The organism is Cupriavidus sp. 05N39, assembly GCF_056397325.1.
In genome coordinates this window covers 1-21,459 of sequence record NZ_JBFTNE010000028.1, presented here as the reverse complement: position 1 = coordinate 21,459, position 21,459 = coordinate 1, and the positions used below count along the sequence as shown (strand labels likewise).

Genomic DNA, 21,459 nt, shown 5'->3' with positions numbered 1-21,459 from the left:
GGCGATTTTCGGCCCTATCCCTTATGCAGCAAGGCGTTCCGGGTTCTCGTACGCTGTACGGTCCTCGATCAGCCCGTGGGCCGCGAATGACGGCTCCAGCCGCGCCAGCGCCATCGTCTCCAGCACCCGGAAATTCGCCTCCATCCACTTCGCCGCGCGGAACACTCGGTTCTTGTCCACCTTCCGCTTCTCCGCGATGGCGCGCAGGGTGTAGCCCTCCCGTTGCTGGCGCGGCAGGTAATGCCTGACGACCAGGTCGAGCAGCAACGCGGTCGCCGTGAGACCCGAGGCGCGGCGCGCATACAGCGCCAGGCGCTTGCAGCCGGCCAGCTTCTGTTCGCCGTGGGCGTAGCGAGCCAGCACCGAGGCATACTCCGGGCTGGGAAGCCGAGTCTTTGCTGCGTCGGTGATCATCGCGTACTGGGCACGGTATTCGTCCATCGTCAGCCGGTCGGGGTCGAACTCGCCTTGGGGCCCGCGCAGCTCGCCCAGCCATTTCTCCTGCGCGGCCGTCGGCTCGTCGATCGCCTCCAGCAGCTGGATCAGCATGTTGCGGAACGGCGCCTTCTGCCGCGGTGGCATCGATAGCACCAGGTAGGACACATGCAGTGCGTGCGAGACGTCTGCGAACATAGCGCCATCCTTCATGCCGCCTCCCGTTGCTCGCCCGCCAAGCGGCTGGGCACGATGAATTCGATCCAGTACACCCGATTGCCGTTCTCATCCTCCCAGGGGCCCGCGAGACCTGCCCCACTCCGGGCCACGTCCCAGACCACCTCGAATGCCCCGCGCCCGATCACGCAGTGCGCCACGCCCGGGATATTCGGGCTCGCGCCGCAGAGGATGTACAGCGTGTCGTCGAACCAGTCGGCGGCCACGCGTGCGAAATCGAAATCGGCATTCATGCAGAACCTGACCAGGTTGTAGCCGCGCGCCTTGAGCCAGGAGCGGCACGCAACGTCAGCCGCTGCTTGGTCGCCGCCGGCGGCAAAGTTCGGCACCTCCGCCGGATGGATCTCCAGCAGGCAGGCGATGCAGGTCCGCCAGCAGTCACCCCAGAAGCCGTGTTCGGGGTCGTGCGCGATCAGTTGCTTGTGTGGCGTCATGCCTTCTCCAGATAGTTTTTGCACCGCTTCCCGTGTTCCCGACGCTTTCCGCCGGGAAGGAGATTGGTGCACACCGTATGTGTCGTGCCCATCAGCCGGGCCGACTTCTCCCATATGCAGCCCTTGCAGCTGCGTGCCTCGTTGCGCTCGTGGACCTCGGCCGGGTCGCGGAACATCCAAGCTGGCAGGGTCAAGGCGCGCCCTCCCCCTCCTGCCGGCGTGCCCCGTAGCAGGCGACCGCCATCACCGTGGCAGCGGCACCGGACGCGCCGGCCAGCAGCACGATCGCCAGGATCTGCCATGCGTCGAGGGTGAAGGTCATCCGTGTACCCCATCGAAGGAAACGCCGAACTCGTTGGCCGCGTGCGCCTGCACCTTGGTCACGTACTCGCTGAACTCTGCGACCGTGAATTCCGAGGTGGACTTCCGGCGTGTAAAGAGACGCCCATCCGGCAGCGCGATCTCGACCTTCGGCGCGAACATGTCGGCGAAGTACTCGTGCCAGGTGGCGCGCTTGAACTGCTGGCCATCGATCCAGGCCTGCTCCTCGACATCGCGCAGCACCGGGCCGAAGTAGAAGGCGTTCTGCTCCGTCGTGCGCCGGCGCTCCTCCGCCGTCACGATGATGCGAAGGGGCTTGCCCTTCTCCGCAAAGGCGGCCGCGTTGGCTTTGATGAAGGCCAGCACCGTCGGCCAGATGCCGGGGCTCTTGAGGGTGAACTCTCGATATAGCGTGCTCATCAGGCTTCCTCCGGCGGGTCGGCCCAGCCGACCATCAGCTTTGCCTGGTAGCGGGTGTAACCCTCCTCGAGGAGATCCCGGTACCGCGCGTAGTCGTCCTCGATGCCGGGATAGTGGCAATCCGCACACCACCGGGAGCCATAGACCTGCACTTCCTTCCGGCACTTGTAGCAACTTCCATGGCTAGCGCTCATGCCAGCCTCGCAATCCGCACGCCGCGGGTCCAGGGGCAGGTGCGCGCCGTGTGGCCGGCGCCGCCGCAATTTGCACAGATCATCTCCGGTTCCCCTCTTTGTCCCAATCTCGTCCCAAGGACTGCACATGCCCTTCCGCCGTGTACGGCCATGCCGTGACCACCGCGCGCAGGTCCGGGTCGTTCTCAGTCTTGGCCATGGATGCGAAGTAGCGGTTCAGCAGCGCGGCCTCGCGCTCGGCCGCATCCTTGGACGGCGCCGCAATGACGTCGTCCGGGCCTTCGACGTGGATTGCCCACAAGGTGCTGGCATCGTTCATTTGTTGGTCACCCCCCAGAGGATCAGTCCGCCCATCAGCACGATCACCAACGCGACCCAAGCCATTGCCAAGTCATCCATCACGCTGCCCCCATACGGTCGTCCGCCATCCGGTGCTGCACGTGCGGCAGCGCGATGTCCACGACGCGGATGCCCCAGACCTCCAGCAAGGCGCTGAAATCCTGTGCGATAGCGGCTAGTTGGATCATCGGATTGAACTTCTGCTTCACCGTCTCCCGGGCCAGCATCCCAGCGTGGTTGATGCACGTGTAGACGACAAGCTGCGTGCCACCACCATTGGCTCGCTCGACGTGTTCGCTGTGCACCAGCCCACGCTTCTCCATCGTGCGCAAGGCGCCGGCAACGCCCTGCCGGCTGAATCCGTGAAGGTCGGCGAAGCGACCGGCGATGACCGGCTCACCAGCAAGGAGCGCGGCCCGTAGGGCTTCACCGATGGTCGGGGCATGTTCTGGGGTTTCCATCACGCAGCCTCCCCGAACAGCCCTGCCTGCGGCGAGTCCGTCAGCAGCGGCGTGATGGTCACTACCAGGCGCGCTTCGCCATCCGGCTCGGCCCGCTGTGCGGAGATCCGGCGCACCTGCCAGCCGTCGTCCTGGATCACCACGCCCTTGAGCGCGTCCATCAGCACCTTCTGCGCGTTGTCCAAGTCGATGCATTGCACACCGTCATCCCAGTTCATCGGGTCCTTGGCCATGCGCTTCTGCCAGTCCAGCGGGCGCTTCGGGAACAGCGTGTAGGCGATCGCCACGCGGCAGGCCAGCGGCTGGCGCACGCCGGCGGCCTTGGCCAGCCAACCCACAGCAGCCTTGTATTCTTTCGCCTCCTGGCTGAGCGTGGTCACGGGTGTCTTGAATCCCTTGGGCATGTAGGTGCGCCAGTAGCGGTTGGCGCTGACGGGGTACGGCAGGGTCAGGATGATCTGGGTCATGAGTTCCTCACAGGTCTGCGGCAATGCCGCGCTTGCGCACCGCCGGCCCGCCGCTGAGCATCGGGATCGGTCCGGACCATTCTTCGAATTTCGTTACGGCGCCGCGGTAGTGCAGCGGCACGTCGCTGAGCGCGCCATTACGCTGCTTGCGGATCAGCACCTCGGCGTAGCCCTTCAGGTCGGCGTTGCCCGGCTCGTACATCTCCGGGCGGTGCACGAACATCACCACGTCGGCGTCCTGCTCGATGTCGCCCGAGTCGCGCAGGTCCGAAAGGATCGGCTTCTTGTCGGGACGGTCTTCGTTTTTCCGGCTGAGCTGCGCCAGCGCCACCACCGGCACGTTCAGTTCCTTGGCCAGCGCCTTCAGGCCGCGCGAGTACGCGCCGATCTGCTGCGTGCGCATTTTTTCCTCGCCGCCGGTCATCAGCCCGAGGTAGTCGACGATCAGCACATCCAGACCGTGCTTGCGCTGGTGGACCTTGGCCTTCATGCGCACCTCGAGCAACGTCAGTGCGGGCGAGTCGTCGACGGCGAAGTTGAGGCAGTCGATGTGCTGGATCGATGCGGTCAGCGCCGTCCAGGCGGCAGTGTCGCTCGGGTTGAGCCGGCCCAGCAGCTTCGAGAGTGAGACGTTGCCGCGGCTGGCCACCGCGCGCGCCACGATCTCCTGGTCGGACATTTCCATCGACAGCAGCAGCACGCCGTAGTCGGTGGCCATGTTCAGCCCGATGTCGGTCGTCAGCGCGGTCTTGCCCATCGACGGGCGGCCGGCCACGATGACCAGGTTGCCGCGGCGCAGCCCGCCGTTGAGCGCCGTATCCAGGGAATTGAGCCCGGTGGGAATCGCCATCTCGCCCGAGCCGTGGGCGCGCGCGTCGACCGAATCGCAGAACTCGGCCAGCAGCTCGCGCAGCAGCTTCGCTTCCTTGCGCACGCCCACCTGCGCCAGCCCGGCCAGCATGGTCTGCGCGCGATCGAGGATCTCGGCGCCCTTCAGCGGCCCCGGCGTCTCGACCAGCTCGCGCATCTTCTGCGCGGTGGCCAGGGTCTCGCGCAGCAGTGCTCGGTCGCGGACGATCTCGGCGTAGCGGGCGATATTCGCGGCGCTGGGCGTGCGGTGAGCCAGCTCGGTCAGGTAGCCCAGGCCACCGGCGCGATCCGCGCGGCCCTGCCCTTGCAGCGCCTCGAAGACCGTCACCACGTCGGCCGGGCGGTTGGCCACCACAAGCTGCAGGATCTGCGAATAGACCAGCCGGTGGTCCTCGCGGTAGAAATGCGCCGGCTCCAGGCCGCTGATGCGGTCGATGGCGTTGTTTTCGAGCAGCAGGCCGCCAAGCACGGCTTGTTCGGCTTCCAGGCTAAACATCGGCCGCGCCTGTGGCAGGTCGTCGGGGGCGTTCATGCGGCAGCGTCCTCGTGGTAACGACCCTCGCGGATCTTGGTGAAGTTTTCGGGCTTGACGATCCAGTCCAGGCTGGCGACGAAAGGCTTGCGGCCCTCGGCAGTTCGGGCGCGGCCAGTCAGGAACTCGGACTGCGCGACATAAGCGAACAGCCGGCGCCAGTAGTCCAGGTTCTGGCGCTTCGGGTCTTCGTTCCACCTGGTACGCAGGTTCGACTGCCGAGTGCCTTTCCACTCCCGGATGGACGGGCAGGCGGGCAGCAACTCGTGGTAGAGCGCGATGATTTCCTGATGCGGGCAATCAGGACGGGTGGCTTTTGCCCCGCCTTCAACGAGAGTCAGGTCGGCAGGCGGAGCGCTGTCGACAACTAACCCGTTAGGGTTAGTAGTAGTTGTAGTTGTAGTTAACTCTTCTCTACTCTTCTCTTCTCTATGCGGTGCATTGCGTTGCTCGTCGTTGCATTGCGTTGCATCGCGTTGCATGTCGGTGCTTTCCGTTGCTTCGCGTTTCAATCTTTCGCGACGAAGACGGGCACGTTCGGTGCTGGAAAGCGCGCCAGTATTGGGATTGCCGGCATCCTCACGTTTTGGCTGGCGCTCATTCCACCTCGCGATAGCGCCATCGACGATCAGTCCCTTCTCGGTCATCGAGGCGATGATCGCGGCGACCGAACCGTCCTCGTAGCCGAAAAGAATGTCGAAATCTTCAGGATGCAACGATGCAACGTTGCCTCGCGTTGCATCTGCGTTGCCTTGCGTTGCACTGCTAGCGCACTCCAGCAGCGCAGCCCAAACGGCAATCACGTTCCCAACTGGCTGGCCGCTCTTCCTGGCGACCCATTGGAATTTGGGATCGGTCACGGTGCCATGCCACCACCGGAACCATTCCATGACTGCTTGCCTTGCCATTACTGCTTGCCTCCCGCGGTCGCCGCGCTGTCGAGCAGCTGGGCGAGTTCGCGCTTGATCTGGGCGCACAGCGCGAGCCGCACGTCCCGGGTTTCCGCCACTGTCATCTTGTGCAGCAGTTCGTTGATGTCGTCTTGTTGGCTCATGCGGCCCTCTGCGCAATGACCTCTTCCATGATCGTCAGATGCGACTGCTTGGCGATCCACTGCTGCACACCCCAGTTACCGACCGTCGCCGCCCAGGCATTCAGCTTTTCGGGAGACAGGTTCCGGCGGCACGGCTTGTCATCGGCGGCGAGGTAATCTGAGATGTGTGCCGGGTAGCAGCCTATGCGCTCGGCAAGGGTGCGCATGGTCATAGCCTTGATGCGGCGATGGCTCCACGAGAGCCGAACCACTTCGCGGAACGTGGCGCACGCTGCAACGTCTGCTCCCGGCAGAAACGCTGGGGCATTGACTACGCCGCCGAACAGCTTCAACTCATCCATGTGGATGGCTCCCCTTAGCCAAAATTCATCGAATAACCGGTTGAATTACCGGTTGGGCGAGGCCTTAAATAAAAGCGCCATCCCTGACGCTTCCACCCGCAACCCCACAAACCTACTAACTGGCGCATCCCCCGCCCATGGAACAATCGAGAACTCTGACCTTCTCAACCACCCACGAAAGGGGGATGCATGGAAAAACAAACCGAGCAACAAATTCGCGCGCTCAAATCGGACATGGAGCGAGCCTTTTCAATGCTCAGCGCCCAGAACTTTCTGCTGCAGCAGCTCTACAGCAACTGGTTCATGAGCAACCCGGATGCGCGAAAGAAGGTGCCCGGGGAGTACATCGGCGCAGCCCGCTTCAAGGCAACTGCGCCAAGCGACGATCCGTCCCTCATGAGTCTTCAGGCGCAGACTGTTCAGCATCTGGAGCACTTCTTTGCATCCGTGAAGCAGAGAGTGGAAGAAACGGAGTGGGCCCTGAGTCGCCAACGAGATACGAAGTAACTCCGACTGACACCGGTCGGCCAGCCTCGATCTGCTCAAGCGCCGGCCGGATCAGCCATAGCACCAGGCGGGCATACAATTTCTTCATCAGGGTTCTCCATGCCAAAATCATCAACTGCCGACTACACGCTGCACTGCGGGACCTGCAGCTCGCCATCGGAGTTGCCCGAGGGCTCGGCCTGCCCCGTATGCGGGGGTGCGATCATCTTTCAGGACCCGTGGGTAACCCGGTTCAAGACCAAGCTCCGCGGGGTGCAGCGCGATATCGAAATCGCGAAGGAAAAACCAGCGAGCTAGCCCGGATGAGCCGGCGCACCCGCAGCCCTAGGCTTGCGCGATTTGCGCTTCGATGTGCCTACCGGGGGCTGGACGTCGGCGCTGGCGTCTTGGCTGTATTTGATTTCCTTGAGGAACAGATCGGGATGAGCGATCTTTACGGAGGGAGGGATACCCCTCGCTCTCCAGTTGTGAACCCGCTGGGTTCCGCCCAGACGGCTGTCATAACCAAGGAGCTTCGCAACCTGAGCAGCACCTCCAAGGCTTTCGATGAGTTGCCAGTCGTCGTGGACGGCGGTCTGTTTTGCGTTCATGACCGTATTAAACATGATGTTTAACAAAACGTCAAACACCACGTTTATCAACAAAACGTTTACCCATGAGAAAATGTGCGCCATGCACGAAACCATGGTTCGCCTCTACGAGGCCGCAAAAGCACTCAAGGGGTTAAATTCGCCGACAGACGTGGCGAAGGCCCTGAATCAGTCGCAGCAGACGGTCAACAATTGGGAACGGAGGGGCATGTCGCAGGGCGGCATGCTGAAGGCGCAGGAATTCATTGGGTGCAGCGCGACGTGGCTGCTTACAGGTCAGCCCCCTATGGCTGTGCCGGCATCTGACAGCGGAACTATCAAGCCCGTGTTGCCGACGCACCAAGACAGTGAAAGTTCTTCAGCAGGCGCTTACAATCCTTCGCTCGGCCCTGCTGAGCAGGATTTACCGCGCCCTACAGAAGAAGAGTTCGCTTTGGTTCCGYAGCTTGACGTTAAGGCCGCCTGTGGTGATGGGCGCTTCCAGGATCACGTAGTCGTAAAAGGCGGACTGGCATTCAAGCGGTCGAGCCTCAGAGACTTTGGCGTGCCAGAGCACGCCGCCCGGATCATCTACGCGGACGGGGGCAGCATGCGCCCGACTATTCAGGATGGGCGGGTGGTACTCATCAATACCGCCGACAACGAGCCGAAGGACGGGAAGATCTACTTGATCTGTATGCCGGACGGCGACCTAGTGCTGAAGCGGTTGGTGCACGACTACCATCCGGCCTCAGGTGCGATGGCCTGGATCATCCGCAGCGACAATCCGGACCGGGCAACGTTCCCTGACAAACTGCTGCCGCCGGACGACAGGACAATGATTGCTGGCAGGGCCGTCTGGACTGACAGCTTGCTTTGACAAAAGGGAGCATATGGGGCTCATCTTCCTCTGGGTTGCCCTTAGCATTGCCTGCGCCTTCCTGGCGGCCCGGCGCGGCCGGTCGGTGTTCGTGTGGTTCCTGATTTCGCTCTTCTTCACCCCTCTGGTTGGCTTTATCTTCCTGCTGGTGTTGCCGAGCCAGGCGATCGCGCTAGGCCAGCCCACCCCGGAAACGCACGTCAAATGCCCCGACTGCCGCGAGCTGGTGCTGCGCGACGCGAGCAAGTGCAGGCACTGCGGCTGCGCCTTGATCCCCCAATGAGGAAAACGATGCGATCCCTACTCTTGGCAATTCCACTTGCCACCCTCGCCGGCTGCATGACCATGCACGATTTGGATAGGCAGACGCCGGTACGGACGGAAGCCCTGCGCGGGGACTACCTCGAACTCGCGCAATGCATCGAGGCGCGCCAGATCCGCGCAGGTCAACCGGGCCAGATCAAGCTATCGAACGACAAGGCGCGCAAGGAGGCGCTAATAACCTGGAACCATGATTTGGGCACCTTCGCCACGTTCATGTTCTCGGGAATGGGCCCACAAGCGACGGAGATGAAGGTCTACTCGACCATCGGCTTCAAGGAAGCGTGGATGACAACGATTAAGAGCTGCGAGCAGCCGGCCTAGAGCGCAAGCATGCCCGCCTAAGCCCACCCCGTTGCGGTGGGCTTTTTTACGCCTATACCTCCCGCATCCGCTCGGCCAGCCCGAGCCGCCAAAGCGTAGCGCCTACATCCAGTAGCGCCATCAGCGCTTCCGGTCCCATGGCCTGACTGACCATCAGATCGGCCAGGATCGCCATCGCCCGGTCCGCGGGCAAATCTTCGTCCTCGTCACTCCCCAGGCACTCGAATGCCTGGATCACGTCGTCTACGGTCATGGCGGCTCCTGCGTGCGTTGATCCAGTCTAGGTGGCTGCCACGCAAAAAACTAAACATAGTGTTTGACCGAAACATAAACATGGTGTTTAATAACATCCATCGGCACTACACAGCGCCGCCCCGATGGAGACTGAAATGCCCCGCACCTTCACCCTGCCCGAGATGGCAGACCTGATCCGAGATCAGGCCGTCGAAGCCACGGCCGAAAAGCTCGGCATGTCCTATCAGGACGTCACCTACGCACTGCGCGTTCGCAACGAGCAGGTGCTGAGCACGTTCTGCGAATTCGTCACCGCAGGCTCGAAAGCCGCTGAGCGTCTGCACGACCTCGGCCTGCTCACCGTCGCCTGAGGATCCGCCATGACTCCGGCCGAAATCCTTAGCCACCTCTCGCCGCAAGACCGTGCCGACGCACTGGCCAGGTTCCTGCGAATCGAGAGCTTCGATTACTCGGGAATGGCGCGCGACGACCACGACATCGTCCAGCTCGGGCACTACACCGACTTGCACGATGAGCTGGTCGCAAAGGCCCGCGAGAGCCAAGAGATGGATCGCGAGTGCGCCGCCGATGCCCGCTTGATGCGCCAGGCCACGCCGAACCACCTTCTGTTCAACGGCACAGCGAGGGCAGCATGAGCACCGCTACCGACAACAACGCCTACGGCACCACCGCCGAAATGGCGTTCCTCAACCAACTGGCACGCAGCCCGGCGCGCGCGACGCTCCTGCGCAACTACATCGCCGCGGCGCCGAAGCGCACGGTGTGGGGCTCGATCGACAAGACCGCAGTCCTGCTCTACGCGCAGCAGTTGCTGAATGAAGCCGAAGGCGCTGGCCTCTCCGCTGCGAGGGCAGCGTGAAACTGAACCACTACCGCACGCACAGCATCCCGGCACCGAGCATCGTGACCGATGACTTCGGCACCGAGCACGACATGCTCACCGGCGACGGCGATTTCGGCAACCTGGACGATGCCCCTTTCGATCGCGCTGCAGGCTTTCTCGTAAGTGGATTGCAGACACCAGAAGCCTACGAACAACTGTGGGGGAACGAGGCGTGAATCCCTCAAAACGCATCACTCGCAACAACCGAGTGCTGGCCGCGCTGTTCTGGCTGGCCCTCGGCTACGCCGTGGTCGTCGTCGCCCACCAGGTGCTGGCATGAACTACGACCCCACCTCGAATCAACTGCTGGCCACCGCGAAGTGCTCGCGCGCCCGGCAGTGGGCTGGCGCCATTAGCTACGGCCTGGCCGCCGGTTGCATCTGGTACCTGACCGTCGCCATCCGCGCGGGCTTCTAAACGCTTCACCCACCCAGGAGATTTTCATGGACACGCAAATCACACCCACCGCGATCGCCATGCAGTCTGTCGAATCGTCGCAGATCTACAGCATCGGCCACGACGCCGAGTCCAGCATGCTCGCCGTCCGCTTCAAGAACAAGGCCGGCGAACCGACCTCGCTCTACCACTACCGCAACGTGAGCGCTGAGGACTTCGCGGCGTTCAGCGGCGCCGAGTCGATCGGCTCGCACTTCTACAAGCACATCAAGCCGTTCGCCGAGAAGTACCCGTACGAGCGGATCGAAGCGAAGCCGGCCGACGCCGAAACCGACACCCAGGCCGCCTAACACCGGCACACCAACCCAATCCAGGAGATCGCAAATGTCCACTGCCGTCGCTGAGCGCCCGGTCGCCAACAACCAGAGCCTCGTCGCTAAGTTTGCGGCGAAGTACAGCATCGACGCCGGCAAGTTACTGGCCACCCTGAAGGCCACGGCATTCCGCCAGAACGGTCAGCAGGAAATCAGCGACGAGCAGATGGCCGCGCTTCTGATCGTCGCCGACCAGTACGGCCTGAACCCCTTCACGAAGGAGATCTACGCCTTCCCCGACAAGGGCGGCATCGTGCCGGTGGTGGGCGTCGACGGCTGGTCGCGCATCATCAACGAGCACCCGCAGTCGGACGGCTTCGAGTTCGTCGAATCGGAGGAAACGACCACCTTCGAAGGCAAGACTGTTCCGGTCTGGATGGAGGTCCACATCTACCGCAAGGACCGCGCTCGCCCGATCAAGATCCGCGAGCGCTTTGCCGAGGTGGTACGTGCGACCATGCAGCCGTGGAAGAGCCACCCATCACGGATGATGCGCCACAAGACGCTGATTCAAGGCGCGCGCCTCGCGTACGGCTTTGCCGGCATCTACGACGAGGACGAAGCAGCGCGCATTGTCGAGCGCGACATGGGCCCGGCCGAGGTGTCCCGGCCCGCCGCAGGCACGGTCGTGAAGATGCCGCAGGCAAAGGCCAAGCAGATCGAGCAGCAGGACACCCGCACGGTCGACATGCCGATGCAGCGCATCAAGCAGCCCGCCGAAGTTGAGCAGCACCCGGCCGCCCAGCAGCAGGTACAGACGCAAGCCCAGCGCCAGCCCGCTGCAGGCGACGACATGGCCACCGATGGCGAGAAGCAATGGGTGCGCAACAAGCTCGACGGCGCGGGCATCGCCGTTCCCGATGCGCTGGAGGCTCTGGGCCTTGCCGATCTGGACACCCTCACCCGCGACGGCTTCGTGGCGCTGCAGGACTACATCAGGGAGAACTGCTGATGTCTGTCCTGCTCTTCGACGAGGCAGAACACGCCTACACGTTCGATGGCGCGCGGATCCCGAGCGTGACGCAGATCCTCGCGCCGCTGAACGACTTCAAATTCGTGGCACCGGAGGTGTTGGAGTACAAGCGCCAACTCGGCACCGCGGTCCACAAGGCGACCGAGCTCTACGACGAGGGCGACCTGGACGAATCGACGGTCGCGGATGTCGTGCGCCCCTACCTCAACGGGTGGATCCGGTTCCGCGCTGAGAAGAAATTCGAGATCCTGGGCATGGAGCACCGCGTGTTCCATCCCACCCACCGCTACGCCGGCACCTATGACCGGCTGATACACATGGACGGTGCGCGCGGGATCCTCGACATCAAGACCGGCGAGCAGTATCCGAGCTACGGCCCGCAGACAGCCGCCTACAAAAACGCCGTCGAACAGGAAACAGGCAAGCGCGTGCCTGGCCGCTACACCCTCCAGCTGCGCGACGACGGCACCTATCGCCTGCACGAGATGAAGGACCCGGACGACTGGGCCGTCTTTCTCTCTTGCCTGACTCTGCACCGCTTCCGTAACAAGCACGCCGCCTGAGCGCGGCCCTGGAGATCCTGATTATGACCAATGCAACTACCCAAGGCACYGTCGCCTACGACGCAAGCGTGGCGCTTGTCCTCGCTGGCAAGGCGCAGAAGGCGCTATCCAGCGCCGAGGCCTTCGTGATCGACAGCCCGACCATGTACGAGATCGCAAGCGACGACCTCAAGTCCGTCAAGACGCTGATGAAACAGGTCGAAGAGCAGCGCACCTCGATCACCGGTCCGCTGAACCAGGTGCTCAAGGCCGTCAACGAGCTGTTCCGCGCGCCGAAGGAATACCTGGAATCGGCCGAGTCCAAGCTGAAGGGCGCGCTGCTCACTTATGACCGCGAGCAGCAGCGCAAGGCCGAGGAAGCGCGCCGCGCCGCCGAGGAAGTTGCCCGCAAAGAGCGCGAGCGCATCGAAGCCGAGGCGCGCGAGGCACAGCGCGTGGCGCAAGAGAAAGCCGACCGGATCGCGAAGGAAGCCGCGGCGGCCGCTGCCGCTGGCGATGCCGCCAAGGCCGAGCAACTGCAAGCCCAGGCGCAGGAGACGGTCGCCGCCGGCGCACAGCAGGCGCAAGACATCGCGATGACAGCCGAATTGGTGACCGCCGCACCGGTGCCCATCGCATCGGCCGCGCCGAAGGTGTCAGGCCTGTCCACCCGCAAGAACTGGAAAGCGCGCTGCACCGACAAGATGGCGCTGATCCGCTTCGTGGCCGCGCACCCCGAGCACCAGCACCTGCTGGAGGTCAACCAGTCCGCGCTCAACCAGCTGGCCAAGGCCCAGAAGGACGCCATGCGCATCGAGGGCGTCGAGGCCTACCCGGACGAAGTCATGTCCGCGCGCGCTGCCTAAATCCCAAACCGCCACCACCACCGGAGCCACAGCAATGCTCGAACTCGAAAGCCAGCTGGTCAAGATCAAGCACATCAACACCCGCAACGAGAAGCACGGTGAAGACAACGTGCTCAGCGTGGACCTGAAGCTGCAGGCACGCGTCTCGAACGATCTGCTTGCGCAGTTCTCGCCGACGCTGAAGTCCTCGTTCTACTACAAGGACGAATCAGTGCAGGGCGACTTGGTGAGCGACGCTGCCTATTTGCCCAACCTGAAAAACCCAGCCCTCGGCGCGGTGAAGTGGGACGGCGACTGGGAGCACCAGTTGTTACGGATCCTCAGCAAGGTGCGGCCCAAGGACGACATCCTGCTCGAAGATGCCAGGGTGAACAAGCTCTCGTTCGATTTTCAGGAAGGCGGCACGGTCTTCATCAACTTCCGCGTGCAGGCGTACCCGGACGAAAAAACCACCGCCCGCATCCTCCAGCTGCTCGGCCAGGAAGTGCACATGAGCCTGAGCTTCCAAGAGCCGGAGCAGATGAAGGAAGCGGCCTGACCGATTTACGGGCGAAAGCAGATGCCGGCGGTACCGGGCAGGTGCCTGGCCCGCGGGGTTCGATTCCCTTCCGGTGCAGCGAGTAACCCACCCCTCAACGGGCGGCTGCGGCAGGACAACGCCGAGTCCCTAAATAGCGTGCGACGCCGTCTCCTGGTTGGGAACGCCGTCAGCCGCCCACCCTACTTCGAGCCTGACCATGGAAGCCATCAACAAGACCATGTACCGCGCCGACGACGGCCAGCTCTTCGAGACCGAGCAGGCCTGCGTCGATCACGAAGCGAAGATCGCCGCACGCGCAAAGCTGACCACCTACTGGCGAGTCTCGCATTCCCCGGACCTGACCGAGGGCCGAGGCTTCCAGGCGCTGACGCTGGTGGAGTGCTACGGCCCTGAAGCATGGAACGCCGAGATGTTCATGCAGGACTGGTGCTTCCGGAAACTCGGCCGCCCGGTGGAATTCGTGCAGGGCGTCTCGCCGATGCCCGCATGGCGTGTCAGCGCAATCGACGCAGCGCAGTTCCGCACCGGCGCCCAATCCAGCATCGGTTCCACGCGGATTGACGGTACGCGCCTGCGCCTGGTGCTGGCCGGCCGCCCTGCCGCCCTCGAACCCGACCCAGCGCAGGTGACCGCATGAACTGGCCCCTTCGCACCCCCGTCCGCGCCGCCGACCGGCTGAACGCCGACATCGTGGATCTTGCCGCCGACTCGTCGGCTCTGAAGCGGCAGAACGCCGAGCTGCGCCGACAACTGGCTGAGACGAAGTCGCTGCTGGCCGTGGCGCGCGAGACGAACGTCTCCCAGGCCTCCCGTCTGCTGCAGCTCGAGCGCCTGGCTCGCGCGCTCAACGATGGCGCGAAGACACGTCCGCTGCAGCCGCTGGCGCGCTGGGTGAAGTTCGGGCCCGAATCCGCATTACTGGCTTCGCTGACGAAGCCGCAACAGGATTAATGAGATGACCCCGAAATCAGTACAGATAGCGCCCCGGCTGCCCGCGATCTCGATCCCCCCCATCGTCCCGATGATCGCCGCGGTCGTGATCGTGATCGTCATGGTACCGATCGTGATCCCCGTGAGGCTCTCCGCCATAGTAGCCCCCACCGCCCCGGTGCTCGTCTCCATAGGGTGCCACAACGCAGCCGCTCAGCAGTGCAATGGAAGCGGCAAGCAGCACAAGAATGGGCTTCATAGCTCTCTCCAATTCTGTCTTAGCCTTCATTCAGGATACGCGCTGGGTTGCATGTCGGATGTAGGCGAAGCCTCCTCCTACAGCGAGGGTTTCTCCTACAACGAGGCACACGCATGATCCGCCGCGAATACACCACATTCGGCATGTGCTCCGGCCTGGGCGGCGGCGCCAAGGGCTTCAAGAAAGCAGCCTCCCAGGTGGGCAACATGATCGCGACCTGGCGCTGCTTGGGCGGCATCGACGTCGACCCGGCCGCCGCGCGCGACTTCGAGCAGCTCGTGGGCGTGCCCTGCACCGTCATGGACCTGTTCACGCGGGCCATGTACACCGCCTTCCACGGCAAAGAGCCGCCGGCGGGCTGGCGCGAGGCCACGGCCGCTGACATCCGGCGCGCCGCCAACAACGAGCACCCGCACTGCGTGTTCATCTCGTCGCCGTGCAAGGGCGCATCCGGCCTGCTGTCCGAGGCCCTGAGCCGCACGCCGAAGTACCAGGCGCTCAACGAGCTGACGCTGCGCTGCGTCTGGCTGATGTGCGAGGCCTGGAAGGACGACCCCGTCGAGCTGATCGTCTTCGAGAACGTGCCGCGGCTGGCCACGCGCGGCCGGCACCTGCTGGATCAGATCAACCAGATCCTGCGTCACTACGGCTATGCGGTGAACGAGACCACGCACGACTGCGGAGAGCTCGGCGGGCTGGCCCAGAGCCGCAAGCGCTTCCTGCTGGTGGCGCGGCACATGGAGAAGGTCCCGGCCTTCCTGTACGAGCCCGAGCTGCGACGCCTGCAGGGTGTCGGAACGGTGCTAGGTCGCATGCCGCTGCCCGGCGAGCTGACCGGCGGTCCGATGCACCGTGTTCCCTCGCTGCAGTGGAAGACCTGGGTGCGCCTGGCGTTCGTCGAAGCCGGCAGCGACTGGCGCAGCCTGAACAAGCTGGCGGTGGAGAACGGGCACCTGCGGGATTACCTGATCCTGCCGGAACGCAGGTCCGGGCACCTTGGCGTCATCGACTGGAAGGATCCAGCGGGCACCGTGGCCGGCGAGTCGCTGCCGACCAATGGCACTTTCTCGATCGCCGACCCGCGCTTCGCCAAAAGCGCGAAATGGAATGATGGCCATGCTTACGGCGTGCTGCCGTGGGACCAGCATGCAAACACCATCGCCGCGCAGCAGATGCCCGGCCAGGGCTACTACACCGTCGCCGATCCGCGCCACGCCGGCCCGGCCAAGCACAACAACGAGTTCCGGATCGTGCCGTGGGACCAGGCCGCCGGCGCGGTCACCARCGCCCATGGCACAGGACAGTGCGTCCAGGATCCGCGCGCGTCGACCGGATTCGAGGGTGCTGGCAAGTATCGGATCACCGGCTTCGACGAGCCGGCCGGCACTGTCATCGCACGCAGCGACACCGGCCAGGGGGCGTATGCCGTTGCGGACCCGCGCCCCGGTATGCGGCGCGAGCGCGGCGACCACTACCTGACCGGCGGCCACTATGGTGTGGTGGGCTGGGATCAGTCGAGTGGCGCCGTGTCGGCAGCTGCTGGCCACGACAACGGCCGCTGGTCGGTCGCTGATCCGCGCCTGCCCGCGGCGAACGACAAGCTGGTCGCGATCATCCGCGCGCTGGACGGTACGTGGCACCGCCCTTTCACCACGTTGGAACTGGCCGCGCTTCAGTCGCTGATCGAGCCCGAGGAATACCTGGAGTTGGACGGGCTCAGCGATCAGGCCTGGCGCGAGCGCATCGGCAACGCAGTGCCGCCGGACGCCGCGCGCGCGATCGCGGAGGTAATGGGCACCACCCTGCTGCTGGCCGAGACTGGCGAGACCTTCATGCTGTCGGCCATGCCGGTCTGGGTGCGGCCGGTGGCCGTGGCGCTGTCGGTGGCTCAGCCGGAGGCAGCATGACCCAACCAATGGCTCTAGGGAAGCGGGGGAAAACCGAGGTAGCCGTTCAGACGGGCGTGGTGCTCAAACGCGAAAGTCTCTTCGACCATCTCCCTGTACCGCTCGCGATCACGCACCCGTTGCTCATAGACAGCGCGGCCCAATTCAGCGTGGAGTTTGGCAACTTCGTCGCCGTGCAGCTCGGCCGTCTCTTTGAGGAATTTTTCATAATCGTCCATGCCCGACTTATCGGCGCTGGGAAGCAAACCTTGAGGCCCCTATGAGCGAGAACAGCAAAATCGAGTGGACAGATCACACCTTCAATCCCTGGGAAGGCTGCCAGAAGGTCGGGCCCCGCTGCGACCACTGCTACGCAGAGACTCGCAATGCGCGCTTCGCTGGCGGGCAGGCGGTCAATTGGGGCCCGGGCGCGCCGCGCCGGCTCACGAGCCCCGCGAACTGGCGCAAGCCGTTGGCCTGGAACGCCAACCATGATGCCTTTTTCGCCGAGCATGGCCGCCGGCAGCGCGTCTTCTGCGCCAGCCTGGCCGACGTGTTCGATAACGCGGTGGATCCGGCCTGGCGTACCGATCTGTTCGACCTGATCATGGCCACGCCGAACCTCGACTGGTTGCTGCTGACAAAGCGGATCGGCAATGTGCAGGGCATGCTCGTCGGGCCAGGAATGCCGGGCCGGTTGCCATCGAACGTCTGGCTCGGCGCGACGATCTGCAACCAGGCCGAGGCCGACCGCGACATCCCGAAGCTGCTGGACGAGCCGGCGCGCGTGCGGTTCCTGAGCATGGAGCCGCTTCTGGGGCCGGTGGACGTGTCGCGCTGGCTTGATCCAACTGGCGTCCACTGCATGGATGTTTGCGCCGATACACGGTACGTCAAAGACGATGAGGTCGAAACCTACACGGCCAACGGCGAGTGTGTGCCGCTATGCCCGGCCTGCGGGGAATCCGCAAGCTGGACGGGCTACGACGATGGAATCGACTGGGTGATCGTTGGCGGCGAGAGCGGCGCGGTCGCGCGACCTATGCATCCGGACTGGGTCACCAGCCTGCGCGACCAGTGCGCGGCGGCTGGCGTGCCGTTTCTGTTCAAGCAATGGGGCGAGCACGCGCCGAACAACCGCACGATGGCAGAGGTCGAGGCGGCCGAGCGCGGCTACACCTTCGTCCACTACAGCGCGACCCAGCCCTACCCCATTGCGGCAATGGACCGCGTCGGTAAGAAGGCCGCCGGCCGCCTGCTCGACAGCGTGCAGCACGATGGATTCCCGGAGATCGCGGCATGACGCGCCATACCACTAAATTACTTGGTCGGGTCGCCAGGAAGACCCAGGATCTTATCGAAGTCCAAGAGGGCGTCCATCGGGTCCTGAACAGCGCCCAGGCCCACCAATGCGCGTTCGACATTGATCCTCTCAAGGCTTTCGCGTGTCTCCTGAGTCAACACAGCGGCATGGAGCGCCTTGCCTTCGCCAACCTTGTCAGCAAGCTCTTTGTCGAAGAATTTTTCCTTAGTCATCGTAGCTCCCTCTGTCGGCAAACTGCTCGCACCTTGCTTGCAGGTTCATGGACCGTAGCATGTTCAAAGAACGCCCCACCCTCTTCAGGATCTGTGCGGTGGAATTTCGGAGGGATCAGCGTTGATCATCTACCCATGCTTTCGCCCATTCGATGCCTGCCGCGACGGCAAAGTCGAACGTTGCGTAGTAGCCCAGAGGCTCAGACGCCTCCAGAACGAGATGGTCCTGCTGCACGGTGCCAAATGCTTCGAACGAACCATCCGACAGTTGCTTCGCAAAGCCACGAACTGTGTAGTCCTTGTAGCTCTCAATGCCCATGGTAGCCCCCCTGTTTTGGAGAATCGTAGCATGAAGCACATGACCTCCCAGACACTTGACGGAGAGGCCGGCGCCATCCTCTCCGACTGCGAACAGTACCGCTATCGCCTCTGGCGCCAGTGGGACCGCAGCCTGCCGGCCCTGGGCTTCATCATGCTCAACCCGTCGACCGCCGACCACCAGGTCAACGACCCGACGATCACCCGATGCCTGCAGCGCGCGCTGGCCGGCCGCCGCTATGGCCGCCTGGAGGTGGTGAACCTGTTCCCCCTGCGCTCCACCGATCCAGACGGCCTGCTGGCGCACCCGGCGCCRCTGGGTCGCGAGGACACGGCCAACTGCTCAATCATGGACGCGCTGGATCGCTGCTCGCTGGTGATCTGCGCATGGGGCGCACACAAGGCGGCACCGGCGCGTGCGGCGGAGGTGTTGCGCATCGTGAGGATGTGCGGCCGTGGCGCCCTGCTGCATCACTTGGGCCTGAACCAGGACGGCAGCCCGAAGCATCCCCTGTACATCGCGGCCAAGGTACGGCCGAAGCTCTTCGCACCTTGAGCACCTTGCGGATACCCATATGGTGCGTATTCGGCATTTACCAACGTAGTGAGTAGAAGTGAAAGCAGCAGCAAAACGTATGATTGAAACAACCCGGCAGGACGGCAGGACTGGGAGAGCCAGATGGACACAAGATTGATGAGCGAGCAGGACCTGCGGGACGTCACCGGCAAGAAGCGACACAGCGCGCAAGCAGCATGGTTCAAGCTGCACTTTGGGTTGACGCCAGTGCAGCGCGCCGACGGCAGGATCATCCTGACCTGGGCAGCATTCGAGGCGCTGCAGGCGAAGCGCGCGGGGGTCCTGCCTGGCGCGGGCACCCCGGCAGCTAACCGCCCCGCCCTGATCCCCCTCAGGAAGGCGGCATGACCGGGCGCAGGAAGAAGGCAGACGGGCTGCCCAGCCGGGTCTATGTCCGCTTTGGCAGCTATCACTGGGTCAGGAACACCGACCAGAAGTGGATCAAGCTGTGCCGCTTCGACGAGGGCCAGACCCGGATGTATGAGCGGCTGGCCGAGGAGAAGCGGAAGACGGAGGTCGACGGCGACGAAGGGAGCATGTCCCGGCTCGTGGCCGTCTACATGGAGAAGACGGAAAAGGAGTATGCCGATTCGTTCCGGGCCGAGTGGCGCCGGCGCGGGGAGGATGTCCGTAAGGCTTTCAAGCGGCACAACATCGAAGAGGTTGACCCGGGCGCGGTGGAGGATTTCCTGCTGCAGAACTGGCCAGACAAGCTGCCGACCCAGACCGCCATGAAGGGCTGGCTGTCCAAGTTCTTTAGCTGGGCCGTGCGCCGCCGGCATGTGCCGCTGAATCCCTGCCGCGAGATCGAACTGAAGAAGCCGAAGGTCCGGACGACGTACATCCCGCATGGCCACTTCCTGGCCATCCGCGCGGCGCTGGCCGAGTACAAGTACAAGAAGAAGATCGGCGGCAAGGAGCAAACTATTGTGGCAAAGGTGCCGACCGGCCCGGAAATGCAGGTCTTCGTCGACCTGTGCTACCTGACATGCCAGCGTTCAACCGATATACGGCAGCTGCGCTGGAGCCAGGTGGACCGCGAAGCAGGGCTGATCCACTTCGTCCCGTCCAAGACCGAGGACAGTAGTGGCGAGGCTGTCGACTGGCCCATCACCCCGGAGATTCGCGAAGTGCTGCGCCGCGCCAAAGCGCTCCGGCAAGACGTGAAGGTGCAGGCACTGACTGACGACTTCGTGGTGATCAACAAGAAGGGAAAGGCGAAGACCGCGGCAGCGTGCCGGGATGCCTGGCGCGATGCGATCGCGCGCGCCGAGATCGGCGATGTGGACTACACGGTGAAGGACATCCGGGCCAAGGCGCTCACGGATGCGAAGAAGGCAGGCTATGACATCGACGCCCTGCAGGTGGCAGGCGCGCATACAGACCGGGCGACGACCGAGGGGTACATCAAGCAGCGTGAAGTACCTATATCGGTCGTTCGCCTGAGCCTGCCAATGTAGCTAGCGGGCTTGCATGGTCTATTGAATCTCAGCTGCCACAGAAGCTAGCAATTCTCTGAGACGCTGTTTGAAAGCACGGACTCGTTTCGCCATGTCGTCTATGGCTGCATCCGTCTCGGTCAACGTCGTGTTCGCTTGCTCGTGCGCTGCACAGAGGTCATTCATGTCCGAGATAAGCGCGTGAAATGCCTTTACATCCTCATCCGGTACGAGTAGTTGCTTCTCACTGACCGCCTCAGATGCAGCATGCAGATTTGTTATTACCTCGGTGCGAGGCATAAGATCGGCGCGTCGTTGAGGCTCAAGGGTGAGAAAAATATGAGCGCTTCGTCCTGCGGCACCCAACAACCGCTCAATCTTCTGATATGCCTCAATCCGCTGCTTCGCAACCTCAATGGCGGCCGCCTTTCGGATTTCAATCTTGAGCTTCGTTTCCTCAAGCTGCGAGGAATAGGTGAGCTTTAACGCCTCCATCTCGGCCAGAAACTGGTGCTTGATCGCCTCCGCTTCCTTTGTCACGGCAACATTAAGCTTTGCTTCGACCCATTTCTGTACCGCATGGCGGAGGAACCATGCCAGAACAAAGACCGTCAGCAGCCAGTAGTCCTGTAAAAGCTGATAAGCACTCTTCAGAGCCACAAGTTCGCTCATAGCATCTCACTCGCATCGAACGACAGGACATTGCAAAACGCAATAGAGACTTCAGAAAGCTAGTGTGCTACTTCAGCAGCGGCTGTTGCGTCGCGGAGAGGATTTTTGCTGTTGTGATCTGGCCTCGGAGCACCCGCGCGTTCACGCTGAGATATACCTGTTACGTCCCGGGCTATTTGAGGAGCGGCGTCGCGAGCTATTCGAGGTGAGACGTCGGCAATCGTCGCGGGTTGCCGGAGGCGCAGAGCAACTCCGGCGTAGCGTGAGATGGAATGAGGCGAAGTCCGAGAATCGTCGCACGATGAA

The 21,459-nt window shown here is 63.3% G+C and carries 39 protein-coding genes; 21 read left to right on the top strand and 18 right to left on the bottom strand.

Going from position 1 to position 21,459, the window contains the following annotated elements; translation table 11 throughout:
• Window positions 1–21: 21 nt before the first annotated feature.
• From AC1DN0_RS15645 to AC1DN0_RS15590, 12 genes are all read right to left on the bottom strand, one after another.
• Entirely contained in the window at window positions 22–633 is a 612-nt protein-coding gene (locus tag AC1DN0_RS15645; protein ID WP_477110992.1) for a hypothetical protein, read from the bottom strand.
• An 11-nt stretch (window positions 634–644) separates the two neighbouring features.
• On the bottom strand, window positions 645–1,106 hold the full coding sequence (locus tag AC1DN0_RS15640) for a hypothetical protein (protein WP_477110993.1): 462 nt from the start codon (window positions 1,104–1,106) through the stop codon (window positions 645–647).
• Window positions 1,107–1,296: 190 nt separating this feature from the next.
• Window positions 1,297–1,428, bottom strand: coding sequence for a hypothetical protein (locus tag AC1DN0_RS15635; protein ID WP_477110994.1), 132 nt, complete (start codon window positions 1,426–1,428; stop codon window positions 1,297–1,299).
• Complete coding sequence (locus AC1DN0_RS15630) at window positions 1,425–1,847, bottom strand: recombination protein NinB (RefSeq protein ID WP_477110995.1); 423 nt, start codon at window positions 1,845–1,847, stop codon at window positions 1,425–1,427. Before AC1DN0_RS15630 ends, AC1DN0_RS15635 begins: the two co-directional genes overlap by 4 nt.
• A complete protein-coding gene (locus AC1DN0_RS15625) occupies window positions 1,847–2,041 on the bottom strand; it encodes a hypothetical protein (RefSeq protein ID WP_477110996.1) in 195 nt (64 codons plus the stop codon). The genes AC1DN0_RS15630 and AC1DN0_RS15625 overlap by 1 nt, the downstream gene beginning before the upstream one ends.
• Before the next feature lie 79 nt (window positions 2,042–2,120).
• Window positions 2,121–2,360 (bottom strand): hypothetical protein, encoded by a 240-nt coding sequence (locus AC1DN0_RS15620; protein WP_477110997.1) that lies wholly within the window; start codon window positions 2,358–2,360, stop codon window positions 2,121–2,123.
• Between the two features lie 79 nt (window positions 2,361–2,439).
• The gene (locus tag AC1DN0_RS15615) at window positions 2,440–2,841 is read right to left on the bottom strand and encodes a hypothetical protein (protein ID WP_477110998.1); all 402 of its coding nucleotides are present in this window, start codon (window positions 2,839–2,841) and stop codon (window positions 2,440–2,442) included.
• The gene (locus tag AC1DN0_RS15610; protein ID WP_477110999.1) at window positions 2,841–3,308 is read right to left on the bottom strand and encodes a RusA family crossover junction endodeoxyribonuclease; all 468 of its coding nucleotides are present in this window, start codon (window positions 3,306–3,308) and stop codon (window positions 2,841–2,843) included. Before AC1DN0_RS15610 ends, AC1DN0_RS15615 begins: the two co-directional genes overlap by 1 nt.
• Window positions 3,309–3,315: 7 nt before the next feature.
• Window positions 3,316–4,710 carry a replicative DNA helicase gene (dnaB, locus tag AC1DN0_RS15605; RefSeq protein WP_477111000.1) on the bottom strand — a complete coding sequence of 465 codons (1,395 nt, stop codon included), beginning with the start codon at window positions 4,708–4,710 and terminating at the stop codon, window positions 3,316–3,318.
• The gene (locus tag AC1DN0_RS15600; protein WP_477111001.1) at window positions 4,707–5,600 is read right to left on the bottom strand and encodes a hypothetical protein; all 894 of its coding nucleotides are present in this window, start codon (window positions 5,598–5,600) and stop codon (window positions 4,707–4,709) included. Before AC1DN0_RS15600 ends, dnaB begins: the two co-directional genes overlap by 4 nt.
• 17 nt (window positions 5,601–5,617) lie before the next feature.
• Entirely contained in the window at window positions 5,618–5,764 is a 147-nt protein-coding gene (locus tag AC1DN0_RS15595) for a hypothetical protein (RefSeq protein WP_428179446.1), read from the bottom strand.
• Window positions 5,761–6,105 (bottom strand): XRE family transcriptional regulator, encoded by a 345-nt coding sequence (locus AC1DN0_RS15590; RefSeq protein WP_477111002.1) that lies wholly within the window; start codon window positions 6,103–6,105, stop codon window positions 5,761–5,763. The genes AC1DN0_RS15595 and AC1DN0_RS15590 overlap by 4 nt, the downstream gene beginning before the upstream one ends.
• Before the next feature lie 189 nt (window positions 6,106–6,294).
• Between AC1DN0_RS15590 and AC1DN0_RS15585 the strand changes: the two genes are divergently transcribed.
• Entirely contained in the window at window positions 6,295–6,612 is a 318-nt protein-coding gene (locus AC1DN0_RS15585) for a hypothetical protein (protein ID WP_477111003.1), read from the top strand.
• Between the two features lie 293 nt (window positions 6,613–6,905).
• Here the strand turns inward: AC1DN0_RS15585 and AC1DN0_RS15580 are convergent, their stop codons facing one another.
• Window positions 6,906–7,286, bottom strand: a complete 381-nt coding sequence (locus AC1DN0_RS15580) for a hypothetical protein (RefSeq protein WP_477111004.1) — start codon at window positions 7,284–7,286, stop codon at window positions 6,906–6,908.
• Between AC1DN0_RS15580 and AC1DN0_RS15575 the strand changes: the two genes are divergently transcribed.
• Genes AC1DN0_RS15575 through AC1DN0_RS15565 form a run of 3 tightly spaced genes read left to right on the top strand, consistent with a single transcriptional unit; the run spans window position 7,285 to window position 8,706 of the window.
• Window positions 7,285–8,061, top strand: coding sequence for a LexA family transcriptional regulator (locus tag AC1DN0_RS15575; RefSeq protein ID WP_477145832.1), 777 nt, complete (start codon window positions 7,285–7,287; stop codon window positions 8,059–8,061). The two genes, AC1DN0_RS15580 and AC1DN0_RS15575, sit on opposite strands and share 2 nt — an antisense overlap.
• Before the next feature lie 13 nt (window positions 8,062–8,074).
• Window positions 8,075–8,344: a hypothetical protein gene (locus tag AC1DN0_RS15570; RefSeq protein WP_477111006.1), complete on the top strand. Its 270-nt coding sequence runs from the start codon at window positions 8,075–8,077 to the stop codon at window positions 8,342–8,344.
• Window positions 8,345–8,352: 8 nt separating this feature from the next.
• A complete protein-coding gene (locus AC1DN0_RS15565; RefSeq protein ID WP_477111007.1) occupies window positions 8,353–8,706 on the top strand; it encodes a hypothetical protein in 354 nt (117 codons plus the stop codon).
• 52 nt (window positions 8,707–8,758) lie between these two features.
• Here the strand turns inward: AC1DN0_RS15565 and AC1DN0_RS15560 are convergent, their stop codons facing one another.
• On the bottom strand, window positions 8,759–8,959 hold the full coding sequence (locus AC1DN0_RS15560) for a hypothetical protein (RefSeq protein WP_477111008.1): 201 nt from the start codon (window positions 8,957–8,959) through the stop codon (window positions 8,759–8,761).
• Window positions 8,960–9,095: 136 nt separating this feature from the next.
• On the opposite strand from AC1DN0_RS15560, the gene AC1DN0_RS15555 reads away from it, so the two are divergent.
• From AC1DN0_RS15555 to AC1DN0_RS15495, 13 genes are all read left to right on the top strand, one after another.
• Window positions 9,096–9,311 carry a hypothetical protein gene (locus AC1DN0_RS15555; protein ID WP_477111009.1) on the top strand — a complete coding sequence of 72 codons (216 nt, stop codon included), beginning with the start codon at window positions 9,096–9,098 and terminating at the stop codon, window positions 9,309–9,311.
• A 9-nt stretch (window positions 9,312–9,320) separates the two neighbouring features.
• On the top strand, window positions 9,321–9,596 hold the full coding sequence (locus tag AC1DN0_RS15550; RefSeq protein ID WP_477111010.1) for a hypothetical protein: 276 nt from the start codon (window positions 9,321–9,323) through the stop codon (window positions 9,594–9,596).
• Window positions 9,593–9,820 carry a hypothetical protein gene (locus AC1DN0_RS15545; RefSeq protein WP_477111011.1) on the top strand — a complete coding sequence of 76 codons (228 nt, stop codon included), beginning with the start codon at window positions 9,593–9,595 and terminating at the stop codon, window positions 9,818–9,820. The genes AC1DN0_RS15550 and AC1DN0_RS15545 overlap by 4 nt, the downstream gene beginning before the upstream one ends.
• Window positions 9,817–10,020, top strand: a complete 204-nt coding sequence (locus AC1DN0_RS15540; RefSeq protein WP_477111012.1) for a hypothetical protein — start codon at window positions 9,817–9,819, stop codon at window positions 10,018–10,020. The genes AC1DN0_RS15545 and AC1DN0_RS15540 overlap by 4 nt, the downstream gene beginning before the upstream one ends.
• Window positions 10,021–10,120: 100 nt before the next feature.
• Window positions 10,121–10,261 carry a hypothetical protein gene (locus AC1DN0_RS15535; protein WP_477111013.1) on the top strand — a complete coding sequence of 47 codons (141 nt, stop codon included), beginning with the start codon at window positions 10,121–10,123 and terminating at the stop codon, window positions 10,259–10,261.
• Window positions 10,262–10,287: 26 nt separating this feature from the next.
• Entirely contained in the window at window positions 10,288–10,590 is a 303-nt protein-coding gene (locus AC1DN0_RS15530) for a KTSC domain-containing protein (RefSeq protein ID WP_477111014.1), read from the top strand.
• A 34-nt stretch (window positions 10,591–10,624) separates the two neighbouring features.
• Window positions 10,625–11,566: a phage recombination protein Bet gene (bet, locus tag AC1DN0_RS15525; protein WP_477111015.1), complete on the top strand. Its 942-nt coding sequence runs from the start codon at window positions 10,625–10,627 to the stop codon at window positions 11,564–11,566.
• Window positions 11,566–12,150 (top strand): PD-(D/E)XK nuclease family protein, encoded by a 585-nt coding sequence (locus AC1DN0_RS15520; RefSeq protein ID WP_477111016.1) that lies wholly within the window; start codon window positions 11,566–11,568, stop codon window positions 12,148–12,150. Before bet ends, AC1DN0_RS15520 begins: the two co-directional genes overlap by 1 nt.
• Before the next feature lie 23 nt (window positions 12,151–12,173).
• Window positions 12,174–12,995 carry a hypothetical protein gene (locus AC1DN0_RS15515; protein WP_477111017.1) on the top strand — a complete coding sequence of 274 codons (822 nt, stop codon included), beginning with the start codon at window positions 12,174–12,176 and terminating at the stop codon, window positions 12,993–12,995.
• Between the two features lie 34 nt (window positions 12,996–13,029).
• Window positions 13,030–13,533 carry a hypothetical protein gene (locus AC1DN0_RS15510; protein WP_477111018.1) on the top strand — a complete coding sequence of 168 codons (504 nt, stop codon included), beginning with the start codon at window positions 13,030–13,032 and terminating at the stop codon, window positions 13,531–13,533.
• Window positions 13,534–13,732: 199 nt separating this feature from the next.
• Window positions 13,733–14,173, top strand: coding sequence for a hypothetical protein (locus AC1DN0_RS15505; protein WP_477111019.1), 441 nt, complete (start codon window positions 13,733–13,735; stop codon window positions 14,171–14,173).
• Window positions 14,170–14,487 (top strand): hypothetical protein, encoded by a 318-nt coding sequence (locus AC1DN0_RS15500; protein WP_477111020.1) that lies wholly within the window; start codon window positions 14,170–14,172, stop codon window positions 14,485–14,487. The genes AC1DN0_RS15505 and AC1DN0_RS15500 overlap by 4 nt, the downstream gene beginning before the upstream one ends.
• A gap of 351 nt (window positions 14,488–14,838) precedes the next feature.
• On the top strand, window positions 14,839–16,632 hold the full coding sequence (locus AC1DN0_RS15495) for a DNA cytosine methyltransferase (RefSeq protein WP_477145831.1): 1,794 nt from the start codon (window positions 14,839–14,841) through the stop codon (window positions 16,630–16,632).
• A 14-nt stretch (window positions 16,633–16,646) separates the two neighbouring features.
• On the opposite strand, the gene AC1DN0_RS15490 is transcribed toward AC1DN0_RS15495, so the two are convergent.
• Window positions 16,647–16,850 (bottom strand): hypothetical protein, encoded by a 204-nt coding sequence (locus tag AC1DN0_RS15490; protein ID WP_477111022.1) that lies wholly within the window; start codon window positions 16,848–16,850, stop codon window positions 16,647–16,649.
• Window positions 16,851–16,891: 41 nt separating this feature from the next.
• Between AC1DN0_RS15490 and AC1DN0_RS15485 the strand changes: the two genes are divergently transcribed.
• A complete protein-coding gene (locus tag AC1DN0_RS15485) occupies window positions 16,892–17,914 on the top strand; it encodes a phage Gp37/Gp68 family protein (protein WP_477111023.1) in 1,023 nt (340 codons plus the stop codon).
• A gap of 17 nt (window positions 17,915–17,931) precedes the next feature.
• On the opposite strand, the gene AC1DN0_RS15480 is transcribed toward AC1DN0_RS15485, so the two are convergent.
• Together AC1DN0_RS15480 and AC1DN0_RS15475 are read right to left on the bottom strand one after the other, a co-directional pair.
• Window positions 17,932–18,147: a hypothetical protein gene (locus AC1DN0_RS15480; RefSeq protein ID WP_477111024.1), complete on the bottom strand. Its 216-nt coding sequence runs from the start codon at window positions 18,145–18,147 to the stop codon at window positions 17,932–17,934.
• Window positions 18,148–18,262: 115 nt separating this feature from the next.
• Window positions 18,263–18,466, bottom strand: coding sequence for a hypothetical protein (locus AC1DN0_RS15475; RefSeq protein WP_477111025.1), 204 nt, complete (start codon window positions 18,464–18,466; stop codon window positions 18,263–18,265).
• Between the two features lie 30 nt (window positions 18,467–18,496).
• Here AC1DN0_RS15475 and AC1DN0_RS15470 point away from each other — a divergent pair, with 30 nt between their 5' ends.
• The 3 genes from AC1DN0_RS15470 to AC1DN0_RS15460 all read left to right on the top strand — a co-directional run bounded on the left by AC1DN0_RS15470 (window position 18,497) and on the right by AC1DN0_RS15460 (window position 20,502).
• Window positions 18,497–19,021, top strand: coding sequence for a DUF1643 domain-containing protein (locus AC1DN0_RS15470; protein ID WP_477111026.1), 525 nt, complete (start codon window positions 18,497–18,499; stop codon window positions 19,019–19,021).
• Between the two features lie 123 nt (window positions 19,022–19,144).
• Window positions 19,145–19,390 carry a DUF4224 domain-containing protein gene (locus tag AC1DN0_RS15465; RefSeq protein ID WP_477111027.1) on the top strand — a complete coding sequence of 82 codons (246 nt, stop codon included), beginning with the start codon at window positions 19,145–19,147 and terminating at the stop codon, window positions 19,388–19,390.
• Window positions 19,387–20,502, top strand: a complete 1,116-nt coding sequence (locus AC1DN0_RS15460; protein ID WP_477111028.1) for a tyrosine-type recombinase/integrase — start codon at window positions 19,387–19,389, stop codon at window positions 20,500–20,502. Before AC1DN0_RS15465 ends, AC1DN0_RS15460 begins: the two co-directional genes overlap by 4 nt.
• An 18-nt stretch (window positions 20,503–20,520) precedes the next feature.
• Here the strand turns inward: AC1DN0_RS15460 and AC1DN0_RS15455 are convergent, their stop codons facing one another.
• The gene (locus tag AC1DN0_RS15455; protein WP_477111029.1) at window positions 20,521–21,153 is read right to left on the bottom strand and encodes a hypothetical protein; all 633 of its coding nucleotides are present in this window, start codon (window positions 21,151–21,153) and stop codon (window positions 20,521–20,523) included.
• Window positions 21,154–21,459: the final 306 nt, after the last annotated feature.